The 16,311-nt window shown below is 62.2% G+C and carries 14 protein-coding genes and 1 pseudogene; 11 read left to right on the forward strand and 4 right to left on the reverse strand.

The features are described 5' to 3' along the window. Positions 1-6: 6 nt before the first annotated feature. Entirely contained in the window at positions 7-462 is a 456-nt protein-coding gene (locus tag AC5PZ0_RS17640; protein ID WP_172960338.1) for a CreA family protein, read from the forward strand. 137 nt (positions 463-599) lie between these two features. Here AC5PZ0_RS17640 and mksF read toward each other — a convergent pair whose 3' ends face one another. The 3 genes from mksF to mksB are packed head-to-tail and all read right to left on the reverse strand — an operon-like array spanning position 600 to position 5,414. Then, positions 600-3,431 carry an Mks condensin complex protein MksF gene (mksF, locus tag AC5PZ0_RS17645; RefSeq protein WP_493855405.1) on the reverse strand — a complete coding sequence of 944 codons (2,832 nt, stop codon included), beginning with the start codon at positions 3,429-3,431 and terminating at the stop codon, positions 600-602. Next, positions 3,428-4,135 (reverse strand): Mks condensin complex protein MksE, encoded by a 708-nt coding sequence (mksE, locus tag AC5PZ0_RS17650; protein WP_099428293.1) that lies wholly within the window; start codon positions 4,133-4,135, stop codon positions 3,428-3,430. Before mksE ends, mksF begins: the two co-directional genes overlap by 4 nt. Next, complete coding sequence (gene mksB, locus AC5PZ0_RS17655; protein ID WP_454242538.1) at positions 4,125-5,414, reverse strand: Mks condensin complex protein MksB; 1,290 nt, start codon at positions 5,412-5,414, stop codon at positions 4,125-4,127. Before mksB ends, mksE begins: the two co-directional genes overlap by 11 nt. A gap of 430 nt (positions 5,415-5,844) precedes the next feature. Here mksB and AC5PZ0_RS17660 point away from each other — a divergent pair, with 430 nt between their 5' ends. The 6 genes and pseudogenes from AC5PZ0_RS17660 to AC5PZ0_RS17685 all read left to right on the forward strand — a co-directional run bounded on the left by AC5PZ0_RS17660 (position 5,845) and on the right by AC5PZ0_RS17685 (position 10,376). Next, the gene (locus AC5PZ0_RS17660) at positions 5,845-6,633 is read left to right on the forward strand and encodes an energy transducer TonB (RefSeq protein WP_493855448.1); all 789 of its coding nucleotides are present in this window, start codon (positions 5,845-5,847) and stop codon (positions 6,631-6,633) included. Next, positions 6,630-7,085, forward strand: a complete 456-nt coding sequence (gene rimI / locus AC5PZ0_RS17665) for a ribosomal protein S18-alanine N-acetyltransferase (RefSeq protein WP_027594512.1) — start codon at positions 6,630-6,632, stop codon at positions 7,083-7,085. Before AC5PZ0_RS17660 ends, rimI begins: the two co-directional genes overlap by 4 nt. 185 nt (positions 7,086-7,270) lie before the next feature. Further along, positions 7,271-8,245, forward strand: a complete 975-nt coding sequence (locus tag AC5PZ0_RS17670) for an RHS repeat-associated core domain-containing protein (protein ID WP_493855406.1) — start codon at positions 7,271-7,273, stop codon at positions 8,243-8,245. Between the two features lie 183 nt (positions 8,246-8,428). Beyond that, positions 8,429-8,587 (forward strand): annotated as a pseudogene (locus tag AC5PZ0_RS17675) (ribosomal protein S18-alanine N-acetyltransferase); the annotation flags it as partial. Positions 8,588-8,638: 51 nt separating this feature from the next. Further along, entirely contained in the window at positions 8,639-9,277 is a 639-nt protein-coding gene (gene can, locus AC5PZ0_RS17680) for a carbonate dehydratase (RefSeq protein ID WP_033701363.1), read from the forward strand. Positions 9,278-9,791: 514 nt separating this feature from the next. Continuing rightward, positions 9,792-10,376: a D-Ala-D-Ala carboxypeptidase family metallohydrolase gene (locus tag AC5PZ0_RS17685; RefSeq protein ID WP_493855407.1), complete on the forward strand. Its 585-nt coding sequence runs from the start codon at positions 9,792-9,794 to the stop codon at positions 10,374-10,376. Here AC5PZ0_RS17685 and AC5PZ0_RS17690 read toward each other — a convergent pair. Beyond that, positions 10,316-11,233, reverse strand: coding sequence for a LysR substrate-binding domain-containing protein (locus AC5PZ0_RS17690; protein WP_493855408.1), 918 nt, complete (start codon positions 11,231-11,233; stop codon positions 10,316-10,318). The two genes, AC5PZ0_RS17685 and AC5PZ0_RS17690, sit on opposite strands and share 61 nt — an antisense overlap. Before the next feature lie 241 nt (positions 11,234-11,474). Here AC5PZ0_RS17690 and AC5PZ0_RS17695 point away from each other — a divergent pair, with 241 nt between their 5' ends. The 4 genes from AC5PZ0_RS17695 to AC5PZ0_RS17710 all read left to right on the forward strand — a co-directional run bounded on the left by AC5PZ0_RS17695 (position 11,475) and on the right by AC5PZ0_RS17710 (position 16,216). Beyond that, on the forward strand, positions 11,475-12,092 hold the full coding sequence (locus AC5PZ0_RS17695) for a LysE family translocator (protein ID WP_493855409.1): 618 nt from the start codon (positions 11,475-11,477) through the stop codon (positions 12,090-12,092). Positions 12,093-12,159: 67 nt separating this feature from the next. Continuing rightward, a complete protein-coding gene (locus AC5PZ0_RS17700; protein WP_493855410.1) occupies positions 12,160-12,681 on the forward strand; it encodes a sigma-70 family RNA polymerase sigma factor in 522 nt (173 codons plus the stop codon). Then, the gene (locus AC5PZ0_RS17705; RefSeq protein WP_493855411.1) at positions 12,678-13,631 is read left to right on the forward strand and encodes a FecR domain-containing protein; all 954 of its coding nucleotides are present in this window, start codon (positions 12,678-12,680) and stop codon (positions 13,629-13,631) included. The genes AC5PZ0_RS17700 and AC5PZ0_RS17705 overlap by 4 nt, the downstream gene beginning before the upstream one ends. Before the next feature lie 77 nt (positions 13,632-13,708). Beyond that, positions 13,709-16,216, forward strand: coding sequence for a TonB-dependent siderophore receptor (locus tag AC5PZ0_RS17710; protein WP_493855412.1), 2,508 nt, complete (start codon positions 13,709-13,711; stop codon positions 16,214-16,216). The last annotated feature ends 95 nt before the right edge of the window (positions 16,217-16,311 follow it).

Genomic DNA, 16,311 nt, shown 5'->3' on the forward strand with positions numbered 1-16,311 from the left:
GTGGGCATGTTGAAAAGGATGATCGCCGTGGCAGCGTTGGCGTTGCCGATGCTGGCCGGTGCCGAGGAGGTCGGCCAGGTGTCGACCGTGTTCAAGTTCGTCGGGCCGAACGACCGCATCGTGGTCGAGGCATTCGATGACCCCAAGGTCGAGGGCGTGACCTGTTACCTGTCGCGGGCCAAGACCGGCGGCGTGAAGGGTGGCTTGGGCCTGGCCGAGGACCGGGCGGAGGCGTCGATTGCCTGCCGTCAGGTGGGGCCGATCAACTTCAAGGGTGAGTTGAAAGATGGCGAGGAAGTGTTCAAGGAACGCACCTCGTTGGTGTTCAAGACCATGCAGGTGGTGCGCTTTCTCGACAAGAAGCGCAATACCCTGGTGTACCTGGTGTACAGCGACCGCATGATCGAAGGCAGCCCGCAGAATGCGGTGACGGCGATTCCGATCTTGCCTTGGGCTCACTGATAGCCTGGTAGATGCGGGGAGGCCTTTGGCCTCCATTCGCAGCACAAGGCTGCTCCTACAGAGATCTGAGCTGCGTCCCCTTGTAGGAGCAGCCTTGTGCTGCGAAAGGGCCGCAAAGCGGCCCCCGTTCACAACAATCAGGCCAACGCCTCAGCCTGATCCTCACGCACATCCGCCTTCACCTCATCCAGCCGGCTGATGAACTTCCAGTCCGCCTCGTCGATGTAGATGCCATTCGGCCCGCTGCCACCTTCCAGGTCGATCGCCACCTTGGCCGACACCTGCGGCTTCACACTCGCCAGAATCGGCACGAAGCCCAGCTGCAAGCTGGTCTCCAGCAGTGCCGCCTGGTTGCGTTCGTCGATGTCTGCCGCCTCGTCGAGGTAGTACGGCAAGCGAATGCGCCCGGCCAGGTCGCGGTCCATCAGGTGCAGCAACAAGTACATGTTGGTCAGCGCCTTGATGGTCATGGTGGTGCCGTTGGACGCGGCGCCGTCGATGTCGGCGTGGATCACCGGCTGGCCATTGACCTTGGTGATCTCGAACGCCAGCTCGAACAAGTCCTTGAGGCCCAGTTGGTTGTGGTTGGCCGCCACCAGCCGTGCCAGGTACTCCTTGGCTTCTTCGTTCTTGTGGTCCTGGTCCGAGCTTTGGGTCAGGTCGAACACCGACAGGGTCTCGCCTTCCTCGTACTGGCCGGCGCTGTGGATGATCTGGTCGATGTGCTTGAGCGCCTCTTTGTTCGGCGCCAGCACCACGCGGAAGCTCTCCAGGTTGGACACCTGGCGCTTGTTGATCTCGCGGTTGAATAGGGCCAGCTGGTGCTCGAGGCTGTCGTAGTCGCTGCGGATGTTGCGCAGGGTCCGGGCGATGTCGGTGACGGCCGCGCGGCGTGCCTTGGCCAGGGTCAGGGCCTCGTCGGTGCGGTGCGCATAGGCGTTGACCAGCAGTTGCAGGCGGCGCTCCATGTCGTCTTCGCTGTCGAACTTGGCCACGCCCTTGAGGCGCACCTGGGCGTACAGCGCTTCGATCTGGTTATCCACCCGCTGCAGGCCCTGCCAGCTGTCCTGGTAGTCATTGAGCATCGGCAGCAGGTTGTCCATCGAGTCGTCGATCGCCTCCATGAACGGCGTGCCGTAGGGCAGGTCGGCCGGCAACAGCTGGCGGCGACGCAGGGCGTCTTCCAGGGTGCGTTGCTTGGACTCGAGGTCGCCGATCTGCCGGCCGACCAGTTGCAGCTTGGCCGACAGTTGCTGGACGCGTTCGGTGAAGGCGTCGCTGGAGCGCTTGAGCTCGTCCTGGGCGGCTTCCAGTTGCGACAGCTGCTCCAGTTTGTCGGGCTCTTCGGCGGCCAGGGTTTCGCTGCGGCGGAAGTCTTCCAAGGCTTTTTGCGCGTCCAGTACCGCTTGGTACAGGGTTTCGGTCTGCGCCTTGGAGGCGGAGCGGTCGGCGGCTACGGCCTGCTGGGTCTTGAGCTGCTTGAGTTCTTTTTCCAGGCGCTCTTTCTGGTCGCGAAGGGCGGCGCGGTCGGCCAGGGCCTGCAAGGCCGGTGGGTCGATGTGTGACAGGTCGATGGACAGGCCGGGCGCTTCGAAACGCTCGCCCTTGAACCCGTCGAGCACGGCTTCCAGCGATTTTACCCACAGGTCGCTGTCGTCCAATTCGATACCGCGCTCGCCCAGCGGCAGGCTGAACAGGGCGCCGTTGAACAGGCGCATGAGGCGGTCGACATCCTGCTGCGAGAATTCTTCGCGCAGGCGGGCGTAGCTGTTGTTGTCGGCGTGGTCGAGCTGCTGGCGGACCTGCTTGAGGCGTTTTTCCAGGTCGCGTACGCGCTCGTCCAGGTCTTCGGCCGAGAACTGCCGCGATTGGGCCAGGGCGCCGGCCAGTTCGTCGTGGGCGTCTTTGGCGGCCAGCAACTGCTGCTCCAGCACCTTGACGTCATCGACCAGGGCGAAGCGGTGCTTGAGCACTGACAACTCGCCAAGCCAGCGCTGGATGCCGGTGATTTCACGTTCCAGGCGCATCAGCTCCTGGGTACCGCCACGTTGGTCGTTCTGCAACCGGTCCTGTTCGCCGCGGTAGTGCTCGGACTGGATGACCAGCTCTTCCTTGCGCGCCATGGCGTATTCCTGCCAGGTGCCCAGCAGGTTGTCGAGCAGCGGCGAAAGGCGGTGCAGCTTGCCGCGCAGGATGTCGCGTTGGGCCACGCCACCGGCCAGGGCTTCAACCAGTGGGCCGGCGGCGACCAGGGCGTTGTAGTCCTGCTCCATGCGGCGCACGTCGCGGAAGGCTTCTTCACAGGCTGCGATGTAGTCGACGCTGCCCGAGCGCAGGCTGTGCTCGAAGGCATCGAGGAACAGCTGCTTGAGCTTGGCGGCAGTGATTTCGCGCATGTGCAGCAGGTTGATGAACAGCGCGCGGAAGGTTTTCAGGCTTTGCTCGCTGGTCGAGCGCAGCGGGATCATGGTCAGGTCCAGCGGCACCGAGGTGTGGCCGCCGACCAGCAGCCGGCGCAGTTCGTCGGGCTTGAGCTCGTAGGCCTTCAGGCCTAGGCGCTCCAGGTTGGTGAACAGCTCCTTCTGGCGCAGGCAGGTGTCGTTCTTCTGGTAGTGGGCCAGGTCCAGCTCGCCTTTGTAGGCGAAGAACTGGTGGCCGAAACCGCCACCCGGGCCGCGGCCGACCACACCGATCACGTGCGGGCCATGGGGCAGGTTGAGTTCGCAGAGAATGTACGAGGTATCGCTGGCGAAGTAGAAACGACGCGACTGCTCCAGGCTGTACTTGCCGAAGCTCATGTCAGACATGCGCGCCAAAATCGGGAACTGCAGGGCGTTGATCGACGCCGATTTACCCAGGTTGTTGGCGCCGTACACCGACAGCGGGTGTTCCAGCGGGAACAGGCCGAGGCTGTAACCGGCGGTGTTGAGCAATGCAAAGCGGCGGATGCCGTAGCGTTCCTGGCTCATGCGTCAATCTCCTGTTGCTCTTCGCGGATGGCCCGGGCCAGGGCGTCCTCTTCGCTCTCGTCGCCTTCGAACGGCGACAGGTCGAGTGGGTCGTCGGTGCGGTTGAGTTGTTCCGGGCTTTCTTCCTCGACCAGTACCGGTGTCGGCAAGGGCAGGTCGCTGTGCAGGGTGGCAGCCAGGTCGCGGTCCTGCTGGACCGACAGGCACACATCGAGGAAGCGGTGCATCGGCGGCAGGAAGCGGTAGATGCCGCCTTCCTCATGGGCGAAGCCGAGCTGGGTCATGCGCCGGAGGATTTTCTCTTCGAGCTCTTCAACGGTTTGCACCTCGGCCTGCAGGAACAGGTCGCGGTACTTGTCCAGCAGCGAGGGCAGCTCGTCGCGGCCGATGCTGCCGCCGTCGAGCACGGCCATCGGGTCGCGGCCTTGGTCGGCCAGGTGCTCGACCAGGATGAAGGTGAACAACGACAGGCGCTGGGCGGTCTTGTTGACCTGCGCGGCGGCAAGCTCGGGCACGAAGTAATAGAAGCCACGGGTGTCGCACACCAGCTCGAAGCCCAAGGCCTTGAACAGGGTGCGGTACTGGTCCTGGAAGTTCGACAGCTGAGCGTACAGTTCCGGGTCACGGCGGCTGACGTGGAAACCTTTGAACAGCTCGCGGAAGATCGGCGCGAGCTGGGACAGTTCGGAAAGATCAAGATGCATTGGCTGGGCTCGCGTTGGATTCGGCAGTCGTTCGGGCGACGTCTTCACGGCTGGACGTCAGGGCGAACGAGCGCAGGCTGACCAGGTGTTCGTGGGTGGTGTAGTCGCGGCGCTCGAGGCGCTCGCGCTTGAAGCGCTTTTCTCGGGACAGGCGCGAGAACCAATACAGCAGTTCGTCGGTGGCGCCTTCGGGCTCCTGGTCCAGCAGCCAGATCATCAGGTCGGGCAGCGGCAGGGCCTGTTCGCAGCGTTCGAGCATTTCCTTGACCGTACGTGGCGCGCGCGGCAGCGGGTCCTTGTCGGTCTTGTGCGCCTTGGGGAAGCGCGCAGGCTTGGGCTCGAAACGGGCCAGGGCGTAAACATAAGCCTCGACCTGGCTGGCACTGCCGAGGAAGGTGCTCTGCGGCCGGGTGAACATCGGCATGGCCGCTTGCGGCACGGCATCGATGCCCTTGCGGCGGATCACCGACAGGGCCAACGCAGCGCCACGGGTCACGGCGTTGTGCCGGCGCGCTTCTTCGCGCAGGGGCAGCAGCAATTCACGGGCGTGGCGCAGGGTCAGCTGGGCGCTGGTTTGCATTTCCAGAATGCGCGCGTGGGTGCGCAGCAGCATGTCGTCGTCGACCAGGTGGCCGAGGCGCGCCTGTTCGCCCAGCAGGCGCAGCAGCACGGTCTCGACCTTGCGCACGCCTTGTTCGAAGGCGCCGTCGGCGTTGACCAGCTGGATCATCGGCTCGACGTATTCGTCCCAGGTTGCGAGGACTTCGGCGTAGCGCTGGCGCAGCGGGATCTGCCGGTTGCTGGTCTTGGCCCGTTCGGCCACGGCCACCAGTGCCTGCTCGTCGTTGTCGAGCTTTTTGAGCACATCGCGCACGCGCATGTCGAGCAGGCGCAGCTGGCGCGCCAGGTCGTCGCTGTCGCGGTTGTCGAAGGCGTCCTGGATATGCCCGGCGAGGCGCTCCAGGTGGCGCAGGTAGGCTTCGATCTCCAGGCACAGGCCCAAGCGGTGTTCACGGCGCAGGTAGGCGAGGAAGTCGTGGATCTGGGCGTTGAGCTCGAAGCGGTTCGGGCTCTTGGCCACCGGGACCAGGATATCCAGGCGGATCCACACGTCGAGTAGCTGGGTGATGTCCTGCGGGGTGCTTTCGACCTGCTGGCGGGCCACATGCTGGCGCAGTTCAACCAGGCTCAGGGTGCCCTGGTCGAAACGTTCGCACAGTGGCTCGATCAGGGCCCAGTGTTCGGCTAGGGCGCGCAGGACGCGCTTGGGTTCGATCATTGGCTTCGACTCGTTGCCAAGAAAAAGGGGGCGATTGTACTGCATCCAGGGGGGAGGATTTCACCCCTTGGTCTGTAATGAGAGATGTCCCTTTGCTTTGCGTGTGTATGGCGTTGCTTTTGTGGCGGTGTTGAGATCGAGCGCCGCCCGCGCGGCGCATCGCGAGCAACGCTCGCTCCTACGTTTGTTTCGGGCCAATTACTCCTGGGGTCAATGCGCGCGACCGCCTTGGCGCATGGCGCGATATCGCGTCCAACAAACAAGGCGGTCGCGCGCACCTGTCACAGGCGTTATTGGCCAAAAACAAACGTAGGAGCGAGCGTTGCTCGCGATGCGCCGCGCGGGCGTCGCTCGATCTCAACAACACTGCAAAACCCAAGGCGTACGCGTTAGAATGCCCGATTGTTTCAACCCTCCGGATACCCGCCCAGTGCTGACCGAACCCCGTCGCCGCGCCTACCTCTCCGCCATGCAAGTGGTGCACTGGCTGCCGCGCGCCGAACTGCCGTTCGCCGCACCGTCGCGCCCCGAACTGCTATTGCCGGTGGCGCCGGTCGAAGACATCGACTTCGAGGTCAGGCCTGCACCGGCGGCCAACCAGCCGGCGCCAGCCGCCCCTCAGGCACGCTCTGGCGAACGCCCGAAAATCGAAATTCCGCGCCCAGGCAGCACCGCCAAGCCCGCCGCCAAGCCCGCCGAAGCGGAACCAGAAGCACCCGCACCGCGCCCGGCTCCGGTGCCGCCGCCACGCTTCTCGCTGCAGTTGCTGCGCGCCGGCAGTTGCCTGCTGTTGGTGGAACTGGCCACCGGTCAGCCCTTCCAGAGCCGCGACCCGTCCTACCTGCTGCTCAAGGACATGCTGCGCGCCGCCGGCCTGCCCGACGCCCCGCAGATCATCGGCGAGCCGGTCCGCTGGCCGTTGCTGGTGCGCGGCAACATGGACCAGGGCCCGGACGCAGCACGCGATTTTGTCCAGGGGTTCATCCAGGCGCGCCTGGAAGAAGCCCCATGCAACTGCTTGTGGCTGATCGGCTTGCCCGCGCTGCGCTTCGCCGGCAATGCCGATGCGCACATCTACTACCAAGTACTGAAGCTCGAGGGCCTGGGCGACGCCTGGGCCTTGCCGGGCCTTGAACTGTTGATGGACGAGCCGCAGCGCAAGGCGGACGTCTGGAAAGCCATGCGCCAGCTGATGGCGCGCTGGAAGAGCGTTGAATGAGTGAATCGATCAGTTTCCGCCCGATGACTGAGGCGGATCTGGATGCCGTGCTTAAGATCGAATATGCCGCGTTCAGTCATCCCTGGACCCGCGGAATCTTTCAGGATGCGCTCAAGTCCTACGAAGTGTGGCTGATGTTCGATGGCCAGCAGCAGGTCGGCCACGGCGTGATCAACGTGATCATCGACGAGGCGCACTTGCTGAACATCACCGTCAAACCCGAGAACCAGGGGTGTGGCCTGGGCCTGCGTCTGCTCGAGCACCTGATGGCGCGCGCGTATCAGCTCAATGGCCGGGAGTGCTTCCTCGAGGTGCGCGCCAGCAACCAGTCGGCTTATCGGTTGTATGAGCGCTATGGCTTCAACGAGATCGGCCGCCGGCGGGATTACTACCCCATGGCAGGCGGGCGCGAGGATGCGCTGGTGATGGCTTGTACGTTGTTCGAAGAGTGAAGGTGCGGTCCATTTGCTGATGCGCTGGCTGCCAGCCCTCTAGCGCGTACTATGGCGTGGTGCCGATTCACCCGTTGCTGCGCTCGGCTTCCGAGTTATCCCAGAAACGCTCCTGGCATTTTTACCAGTATACAAAGGGCTTCGCGTTCTGAATCATTGGGATGGGAATTCTGAGTATTACGACCATGAAGACTTTCACGGGTGCTTGGTTTTTTTATGAAGGGGATGCAGTACGCACTGTTTGGCAGGAAGGCCGTTGCAGTTCGTTGATCCAGGCTGCGGGTATGCGGCTTGTCGAGCGAAAGGTTGCCAATGATCTTCAGCAAACGATGATGCTTGCTTCGGATGGCATGGGCTCTGTGGTAGGTGAGTCCGGTACACGGTCTAAATCGGTGGCGTATTCACCTTATGGCTTCCAGAGGGGTATGGAGTCGCTGATTGGCTTCGCAGGCCAGATGCAGTCATTGTTGCCAATCGGTTACTTTCTTGGAAACGGTTATCGTTTTTTTGACGTTGTAACCCATCGCTTCAACTCGCCTGATGAATTCAGTCCGTTTGGTAGAGGAGGTGTGAATGCGTATGTTTACTGCGGGGGTGACCCAGTGAATCGTACGGACCCTAGTGGCCACATGATCTACTATGTGGGCTCATCAAGTCGCTTTGATTGGGTGGGTACACGCCTAAAGTACAGTGGGGCGGGTAATTATTATTCAGAGGTTTTATTTAGAAAGAGTCAGGTACAGTATTTTCCAAGGATAGAGATTAGCCCACGCTCGGAGGGGGCTCATGCTTCGCTTAAGCGTGCTGCGTCACCCGTAGAGGCTGGGGTGCCAAAGCGCGTGAAGCAAGAAGGAGGTCTCATTCAAAACCCGCGGGGTGGTGTCGAGTGGCAGCTGTTAAGAACCAAAATGATAGCTCGAATTGAGAATTCTGATCAGAGGGTGTTTTCTAATGATAGTGTGGGTGCAGCTAATAGAGCTATGGCGCTAGAGTATTTAGATATCCGCGGTTATCTGTCGGCGAGTAGTGCGAACAAAGAGTTTGCCCGGAAATATCCGAACTCATTACAAGCTGACGAGGTGAGGAAATACGTTTCCGGGTCTATCGGTTCAGTTGTTGATGCGATTCGCGATTCACATTGGCGTAATATTCTCAGATAGATGCTGCAAGGCAGGTCTAACCATGTAGGTTCATTCACGCCCTGCGATCCGGTCATGAAGCTGTCAGATAGAAAGCAAATAGGTGGCGTCGATTGAGATCTGTCGATCTATCGTTTATGGAGCAAGGCCCGGACGCTGCACGCGATTTTGTCCAGGGGTTCATTCAGGTACGCCTGGAGGAAGCGTGAGTGCTTCCTCGAGGTGCGCGCCAGCAACCAGTCGGCGTATCGGTTGTACGAGCGCTACGGGTTCAACGAAATCGGCCGCCGCCGCGACTACTACCCGGTCGCAGGTGGCCGTGAAGATGCCCTGGTGATGGCCTGCACCCTGTTCGAGGAGTGACCCCTCAGGCGCAGGTCCAGTCACACAGGTACAACCTGATGAGGCAAGACCATGCACGACCTGCAGGAACTGATCGACAACAATGCGCGCTGGGCCGATGCCATCACCCAGCGTGACCCCGATTTCTTCGCCAAACTGGCCCGTCAGCAAACCCCGGAATTCCTCTGGATCGGCTGCTCCGATGCGCGGGTGCCGGCCAACGAGATCGTCGGCATGCTGCCCGGCGACCTGTTCGTCCACCGCAATGTCGCCAACGTCGTGCTGCACACCGACCTTAACTGCCTGTCGGTGATCCAGTACGCCGTCGAAGTGCTCAAGGTCAAACACATCCTGGTCACCGGCCACTACGGTTGCGGCGGCGTGCGCGCCGCCATGCAGGACCGCCAGTTAGGCTTGATCGACGGCTGGCTGCGTTCGATTCGCGACTTGTACTACGAAAAGCGCGGTGAGCTGGCCAAGCTTGAAACAGAAGAGGCGCAGGTCGATCGCCTGTGCGAGCTGAACGTGATCCAGCAGGTCGCCAACGTGGCCCACACCAGCATCGTGCAGAACGCCTGGCACCGTGGGCAGGAGCTGTCGGTGCATGGCTGCATCTACGGCATCAAGGACGGGCGTTGGAAGAGCCTGGACACCACCATCAGCGGGTTCGCCCAACTGCCGCCGCAGTATCGGTTGCGGGCGTTGGAGTAGAAGGCCGCACGTAGCTACCCGTAATCAGGCTTGATTGCCGGTTTCTTCTTTGTTGGGACGGATCTGGAAATTGATGGAAAGCAGGCAGTACGCAAGGTTTTCATTACCCTGAAAACGAAAAAACCGGCGCTAGGCCTAATGCTGTTCACTTAAGAATGCCGGGGCCGCTCTGCGGCCCATCGCGGCACAAGGCCGCTCCCACACCGACCGCGTTATGCCCCTATTTACAGGGCATTCGCGAACATTGTGGGAGCGGCCTTGTGCCGCGATGGGCCGCAAAGCGGCCCCAATACAGTCGATGGATAACTTAAGTGAACAGCATTAGGCGCTAGGCCGGTTTTTTCACCCCAACAGCCGACGAACTGAATAATCGCGTACGGGGCTGAGTAGTGGGCTCATGATGGCCGAGAATGCAAAACCGCGTGGCGTAAATGCCAAGAAAGTGTGTTGCCCTGCGTTTCTGCTTACATGAATTGAAACAGAGTGCGTGATATCGCACAGCAGGGGAACAGGGATGACAGGTACGAAGTGGCTACTGCTGGTGGCGGGGATGTGTGCGGTCAATGCGGCGCAGGCCGATGACCGCGACGTGTGGATGTTCGCCCAATGGGCTGGCGATCATCAGACTCGCCCGTTCCGCGAGATGCTGGTAGACGCCCGCTTGTACGGGGTGGTGCCTATTCACCAACTGCTTCGCTCGGCCTCGGACTGGAAGCTGTGCCGGGCGTCGCCGTTTGCGGTGCCGCCGGCCAGCCAATGGCCTGCGGTGCGCTCGACGCTGTCGCTGCTCAAAACCCTCGGCGATCAAGGCATCCTGCGCCAGTTCGAGGTGGTTTCAGCCTACCGTGACCCGCGCCTGAACGTCTGCGCCGGTGGCGCTGTCAACAGCGCCCACACCCGTGCCTTCGCCGTCGATATGCTGTTGCCGGCCTGGGCCGACCCCAACCCGTTATGCCGTTTCTGGCAGCAACATGGCCAAGCCTGGAACATGGGCCTGGGCCGCTACCCGTCAGGTCGTATTCATGTCGACACGGCCGGCTACCGAACCTGGGGTGGCGATGGCAGCGCCGGGTCGTCGTTCTGTATCAAACCCAAGTGAGCCAGGCAGGTCTGGCATTCGTCGATCACCCATTCGGCGAAGCGCTGGCGCTTGCCGCCCTCGTCCAGTGGCTGCGGGCTGAGCAGGTGGTAGGCAGAGCCGTCGCGCAAGAAGCCGAAAGGGGCCTGCAGTTGGCCGCTGTCGAGCTCGTCGCGCACCATCAGGGCTGACCCCATGGCCAGGCCCAGGCCCGCACTGGCGGCCTGGATCGACAAATAGAAATGCTCATAGTCGCTGCGCTCGGTGTGCCCGGCCCGTCGTTCGCTCAAGCGCAGCCAGGTGGGCCATGCGCTGGGCCGGGTGCGGCTGTGCAGCAAGCGCTGGCCGTCCAGGCCGGTGGCGTCGCCGGGACGGCAGACAGGGCCGATCCATTCGTCGCAGATTTTGCGGTGATGCAGTTGGCGGTCCCAGTGGAAGTCATCGCGGCGCAGCGCCAGGTCGACGCCGCTTCGCGCGAAGTCCAGCGGCCCACCGGCGGCTACCAGATGCAGTTGCAGGTCGGGGTGGGCGCTGTGGAAGCGCGGCAGGCGCGGGATCAGCCAGCGCATGGCGATGGTGGGCTCGCAGGAAAGCACCAGCACGTTGTCGCGCTCCTGCTGTTGCAGGCGCTGCACGGCGCCTTCGAGCTGTTCGAACATGGCCTGGGTGGTGCCATGCAACGCACGGCCTGCGGCGGTGAGGAAAATGGCCCGGTTGCGGCGTTCGAACAGTTCGATACCGAGGCTTTCCTCAAGCAGCCGTACCTGCCGGCTGACCGCGCCGTGGGTGACATGCAGGCGCTCGGCGGCGCGCACGAAGCTTTCGGTTTCGGCGGCAATGTCGAAGTAGCGGAAGGCGTTGAGAGGGGGCAGTTTCATGGTTTTGTGGTGCCTGTTCCGGCCTCTTCGCGGGCAAGCCCGCTCCCACAAGGATCGCGCACTCATGAAGTGTGCACAGCACCTGTAGGAGCGGGCTTGCCCGCGAAGAGGCCAGTACAAGCACTGCACCTCTGTGAGAAAAACTATCGAATATCCGCCACTATAAATCGATTTTTAGCGGCCCATAAGCCCAGGATAATCGGCGCGTCTGTGCATTTTCATCGCCAATCGAGACCCGCCAATGACCGAGCTCATCGCCGTAGCCCTGTTTACCATCCTTGCCGTCATCAGCCCGGGGGCCGACTTCGCGATGGTCACCCGCAGCAGTTATGCACAGGGCCGTAAAGCCGGACTGGCGGCTGCCGTCGGGATCGCCTTGGGCGTGCAGGTGCATGTGCTGTATACGGTGCTGGGCATCGCCGTGATCATCAGCCAGAGCCCATCCCTGTTCCTGTTCATGAAGGTCGTCGGTGCTGGGTACCTGATCTACCTCGGCTACAAATCGCTGACCAACACCACGCGCATCCGCCTCGACGGCATCGGCCAAAACACCGGCGCCAGCCTCTGGGCGGCACTGCGCACGGGGTTTTTAACCAATGCCCTGAACCCCAAGACCATGCTCTTTGTCATCAGCGCCTACACCCAGGTGGTGCAGCCGGGCAGCCCGCTGGCGCTGGACTTCGCTTACGGCGCGTTCATGTCGTTTGCCCATTGGGTGTGGTTCAGCCTGGTGGCGGTGTTCTTCTCCAGCACGGCATTGCGCAAGGCGATGATCGAGCGGCAGCGGCTGGTGGACCGGGTGATTGGGCTGGCCTTGATCGGGCTGGGCCTGGCTGTGGCAGTAACAGGTGTTCGTTAATGTGACGATTGCAAGTCAGGGTACTGGCCCTTTAATATAGAATCATTCCCATTTGCGAATTACCGCGATGAAAGCCAGTTCACCTGCCGCCGCCGATAGCCTGGATGCCTTGTACAAGGGGTATCACGGCTGGCTGCTGGTGTGGCTGCGCCAGCGCCTGAACTGCCCGCAGCACGCGGCAGACATGGCCCAGGACACGTTCGTGCGCCTGCTCAGCGCCGGCAGCTACGTGGCGCCCCGCGAGCCTAGGGCCTTGCTGGCAACGGTGGCGCGGCGGCTGCTGATCGACCGCGGTCGCCGCCACAAACTGGAGCAAGCCTACCGCGAAGCGTTGGCGCTGCATGCCGAGCAGATGGAGCAGGCACCCTCGCCAGAGCAAATTCTCTCGGCGGTGCAGGCCCTGGAGCAGATCGACCGAGCGCTGTCGCGGATGCAGCCGCGGGTGCGTCAGGCGTTCGTGTTGCGCCATCTCGAAGGCCTTAGCCACAGCGACATCGCCGAGCGCCTCAACGTATCGACCAAGAGCGTGCAGACCTACCTGGTGCAGGCACTGCTGGCCTGCCACGCGGCCGCGCAGGCCTGCCTATGAGCCCCGAGATCCTTCACGAAGCCGCCGAATGGCTGGTGCGCCTCGACGACCAGCCCAGTGGCCGCGAACGCGAGGCTTTTCGTGTCTGGCTGGCCCAGGATGACGAGCACCTCGAAGCCTTTCAGCGCATGCAGGAAACCCTGGCCCCCTTGCAAGTGCTCAAGCAGGCACCTGCACGCAGCGCGCTGATCGCGTTCAAGCGGCAGCGGCGCACGGCATTGACCGTCAAAGCGCTCGCCCTGTTAGCGGTGCTGGCATTGCCGGCAGCGGCGTGGGTACAGCACGTGACGCCCGGTTATCTGTTGGCCGATATCCGTACCGGCAGCGGCGAATGGTCTGCCCGGCAGTTGCCGGATGGCAGCCTGCTGAAGCTGGATGGCGATTCTGCCGTCGACCTGGACTTCGATGCCGAAAACCGCACGGTGCACCTTCTGCGCGGCGAAATCCTGATCAGCGTGGCCAAGGATGCCGATCGCCCGTTCAAGGTAGTCACCAAGCATGGCAGCGTGCGCGCGTTGGGTACGCGCTTCGTGGTAGAGCAGCTTGCCGAGGGCACACGCCTGGCGATGATCGAGTCGAGTACCGAAGTCGACAGCCATGGCCAGCGCAAGGTGGTGATGGCTGGCCAGGAACTGCGCTTCGATGCCGAGGGGCCTGGCGATGTGCAAGCCATCGACGGTAAGGCGGTGGAGCAGGCATGGGCGCAGCGCCAGTTGGTGGTGCGCGAGCGGCCGCTGAGCGAAGTGCTTGAGCAACTGGCGCGCAATCACTCGGGCTACTTGCTATTCGACCGCCAAGCGCTGGCGGCGATTCGTGTCACGGCGGTGCTTCCTGCCGACGACAGTGAGCGGGCACTGCGCCTGCTGGCGCGCAGCCTGCCGCTGCGCATCGATCACTTCAGCCCTTGGGTCACGCGGGTCACATACCTGCCTGAGGCCGAGGCGCGATAAAAAAGATTCCCACTTGCTTCCAGTTCTCGATTCCCACCCGTCCTTGTCGTAAGCCAACATAACGGAGTATCGGGAACATGCTTTCGAACCTGCGCGCGCGCATCCCCTTCATGCCTCGCAATGCGCTGGCCCTGGGTATTCACCTGGGGCTGGGTAGCCTGCCGCTGGTGCTTGCGCCGCTGGCCCAGGCGCAGCAGCAGGTGCAGCGCTATGACGTACCGGCGGGGGCGTTGGGCGATGTGCTCAGCAGCTTTGCCCGCCAGGCAGGCGTGGCGATTTCGTTCGAAGCCGGCCAGGTTGCCGGCCGGCGCAGTGCTGGGCTGCAGGGCAGCTACGGTGTGCAGGAAGGCTTTGCCGTGCTGCTCGGCGGGCAGGGCTTGCAGGCGCACGGCAGTGCCGATGGTTTCGTGCTGGTCAGCGCGCCGGGCGGCGAGGGGCCGCTGGAGCTGGGGGCCACCACCATCAACAGCCAAGTGCTGGGCAATACCACCGAGGGTACCGGCGCTTACGCGACGGGGGCGAGCAACACGGCCACCAAGCTCAACCTGAGCCTGCGTGAGACGCCGCAGTCGGTCAGCGTGATGACCCGTCAGCGCATGGAGGATCAGAACCTGCGCAGCATTGGCCAGGTGCTCGAGCAGACGGCTGGGATCAATGTGCAGAGCCCAGGCAGTGATCGTTTGTATGTGTTTTCTCGCGGTCTGGCGGTTGACAGCTATCAGTACGATGGCATGCCCACCACAACGTTCGCTTTCAGTCAGGCGCTGCCCCAGGCGCTTTCTGACATGGCCATCTACGACCGGGTCGAAGTTGTGCGAGGTGCTACGGGCTTGCTGACGGGGGCTGGTGACCCTTCGGGCACGGTGAACCTGGTTCGCAAGAAGCCTACCGATCAATTCAAAGGCTACATCAGTGGCGGGCTTGGATCCTGGGACCTTTACCGCACCGAGGTGGATGTGTCGGGCCCATTGACCGACAACGGTGCCGTGCGCGGTCGTGCGGTGGCGGCCTATCAGCATGGCAACAGCTTCACTGACCACCTTCAGCAGCAGAAAACCATTGTGTATGGCATCAGCGAGATGGACCTGACGCCTGAGACCATGTTCACCCTCGGTGTCGAATACCTTGACAGCGACCCGCGCGGTTTCTCCACTACCGGCTTGCCGGTTGTGGCCACCGATGGTGCGGGGCGCGGATTCCAGTACCGTATTCCGCGCTCATACAACGGCGCCAGCCGCGACAGCAGTAATCGCCAAGAGTCGGTCAACACCTTCACGTCGCTTGAGCAGCGCCTGGGGGAGGGCTGGTCACTCAAGCTCGCCGCCAACTATCTGTACGGCACCCGCGATTACGATTCGGTCATCGTCGGCACCACCACTGGCGTGCTCAACCCGTCTACAGGCGATGGCTTGCGTTACACCGCAACCCAGGGCGATAACACGCAGAAACAGCGCGGCATCGATGTGATGCTCAGTGGCCCGTTCCAGTTACTAGGGCGTGAGCACGAACTGGTGATGGGCTTCAATTACCAGAGTTATGAGAACCGGCGTAATGGCTTCGGAAACCTGTTGGCCAATGGCAGCAGCAACAATGGTGTCAGCGGTGTACCCGTGAATATCTGGACCTGGGACAACCATGGCCCGACGCCGTCCTACAATTTCAACCGCGAAGACGATGATATCGACCAGCGCCAGACCGGGGCTTACCTGGCGACGCGCCTCAAACCAACTGATGACCTGTCGCTGATCCTCGGCGCGCGGGTCAGTAATTACCAGTACGACGCCTTGTTCCATTATCACGTCGCCAGCCTGCAGCCGTACGACACCGACGATTCGGTCAAGGCCACGGGTGAAGTGACGCCCTACGCTGGCGTGGTCTACGACCTTGATGATGTGCACGCCGTCTATGCCAGCTACACCAGCATCTTCAAGCCGCAGCCCTACCGGACTCAGGCAGGGAAACTGTTGGAGCCGCGAGAAGGGGATAACTACGAGATCGGCCTTAAGAGCGAATACTTCGACGGCCGCCTGAATACCGCCATTGCGCTGTACGAAGTCAAGCTGGACAACGATGCCGTGGCCGATGGAACCGTGGCGGGCAGTGAGGGCTTGATCACCGCTTATCGAGCAGAAAAGACCACCACCCGTGGTATCGACCTGGAGGTGAGCGGTGAGCTGGCGCCGAGCTGGAACCTGATCGGCAGCTACACCCATTCCAGGGTCAAGGACAACGACGGTGAGCGGGTCAAGGCGACCATCCCGATGGATATGTTCAAACTCTGGACGACTTACCAACTGCCCGGTGAGCTAGCGCGGTTGACCATTGGGGGTGGGGTGAACTGGCAGAGTGGGATGCACTTTACCGCGACGCCGTGGCAGGTCAGCAACCCGGTGAAGATCAAGCAAGGGGACTTTGCCACTGTTGGCCTGATGGCTCGCTATCAGTTCACTCGGCAGTGGTCGGCGACTGCGACAGTGAACAACCTGTTCGACGAAAAGTACTTCAGCTCGTTCGATGACAACTTCAACAGTGCCTCGTACGGCGAACCGCGCAACTTCATGTTGAACTCGAAGTGGGAGTTTTAAGGCATACAGAGGGCTAATTCCCTTCCTGTAGGGGCGGCACAGGGCCGTTCCTATTAGGGGGAGAATTTTTTGCAGGCAAAGAAAAAGGGCCTACC

The organism is Pseudomonas sp. 5.2, assembly GCF_059025405.1.

Excerpts from the sequence above, each read along its gene's own strand:
- AC5PZ0_RS17685 (WP_493855407.1), top strand. The coding sequence starts at position 9,792 with ATGACAGGTACGAAGTGGCTACTGCTGGTGGCGGGGATGTGTGCGGTC.
- AC5PZ0_RS17700 (WP_493855410.1), top strand. The coding sequence starts at position 12,160 with ATGAAAGCCAGTTCACCTGCCGCCGCCGATAGCCTGGATGCCTTGTAC.
- AC5PZ0_RS17710 (WP_493855412.1), top strand. The coding sequence starts at position 13,709 with ATGCTTTCGAACCTGCGCGCGCGCATCCCCTTCATGCCTCGCAATGCG.
- AC5PZ0_RS17690 (WP_493855408.1), bottom strand. The coding sequence starts at position 11,233 with ATGAAACTGCCCCCTCTCAACGCCTTCCGCTACTTCGACATTGCCGCC.
- mksB (WP_454242538.1), bottom strand. The coding sequence starts at position 5,414 with ATGATCGAACCCAAGCGCGTCCTGCGCGCCCTAGCCGAACACTGGGCC.
- AC5PZ0_RS17695 (WP_493855409.1), top strand. The coding sequence starts at position 11,475 with ATGACCGAGCTCATCGCCGTAGCCCTGTTTACCATCCTTGCCGTCATC.
- AC5PZ0_RS17640 (WP_172960338.1), top strand. The coding sequence starts at position 7 with ATGTTGAAAAGGATGATCGCCGTGGCAGCGTTGGCGTTGCCGATGCTG.
- AC5PZ0_RS17705 (WP_493855411.1), top strand. The coding sequence starts at position 12,678 with ATGAGCCCCGAGATCCTTCACGAAGCCGCCGAATGGCTGGTGCGCCTC.
- rimI (WP_027594512.1), top strand. The coding sequence starts at position 6,630 with ATGAGTGAATCGATCAGTTTCCGCCCGATGACTGAGGCGGATCTGGAT.
- mksF (WP_493855405.1), bottom strand. The coding sequence starts at position 3,431 with ATGAGCCAGGAACGCTACGGCATCCGCCGCTTTGCATTGCTCAACACC.
- mksE (WP_099428293.1), bottom strand. The coding sequence starts at position 4,135 with ATGCATCTTGATCTTTCCGAACTGTCCCAGCTCGCGCCGATCTTCCGC.
- can (WP_033701363.1), top strand. The coding sequence starts at position 8,639 with ATGCACGACCTGCAGGAACTGATCGACAACAATGCGCGCTGGGCCGAT.
- AC5PZ0_RS17670 (WP_493855406.1), top strand. The coding sequence starts at position 7,271 with ATGAAGACTTTCACGGGTGCTTGGTTTTTTTATGAAGGGGATGCAGTA.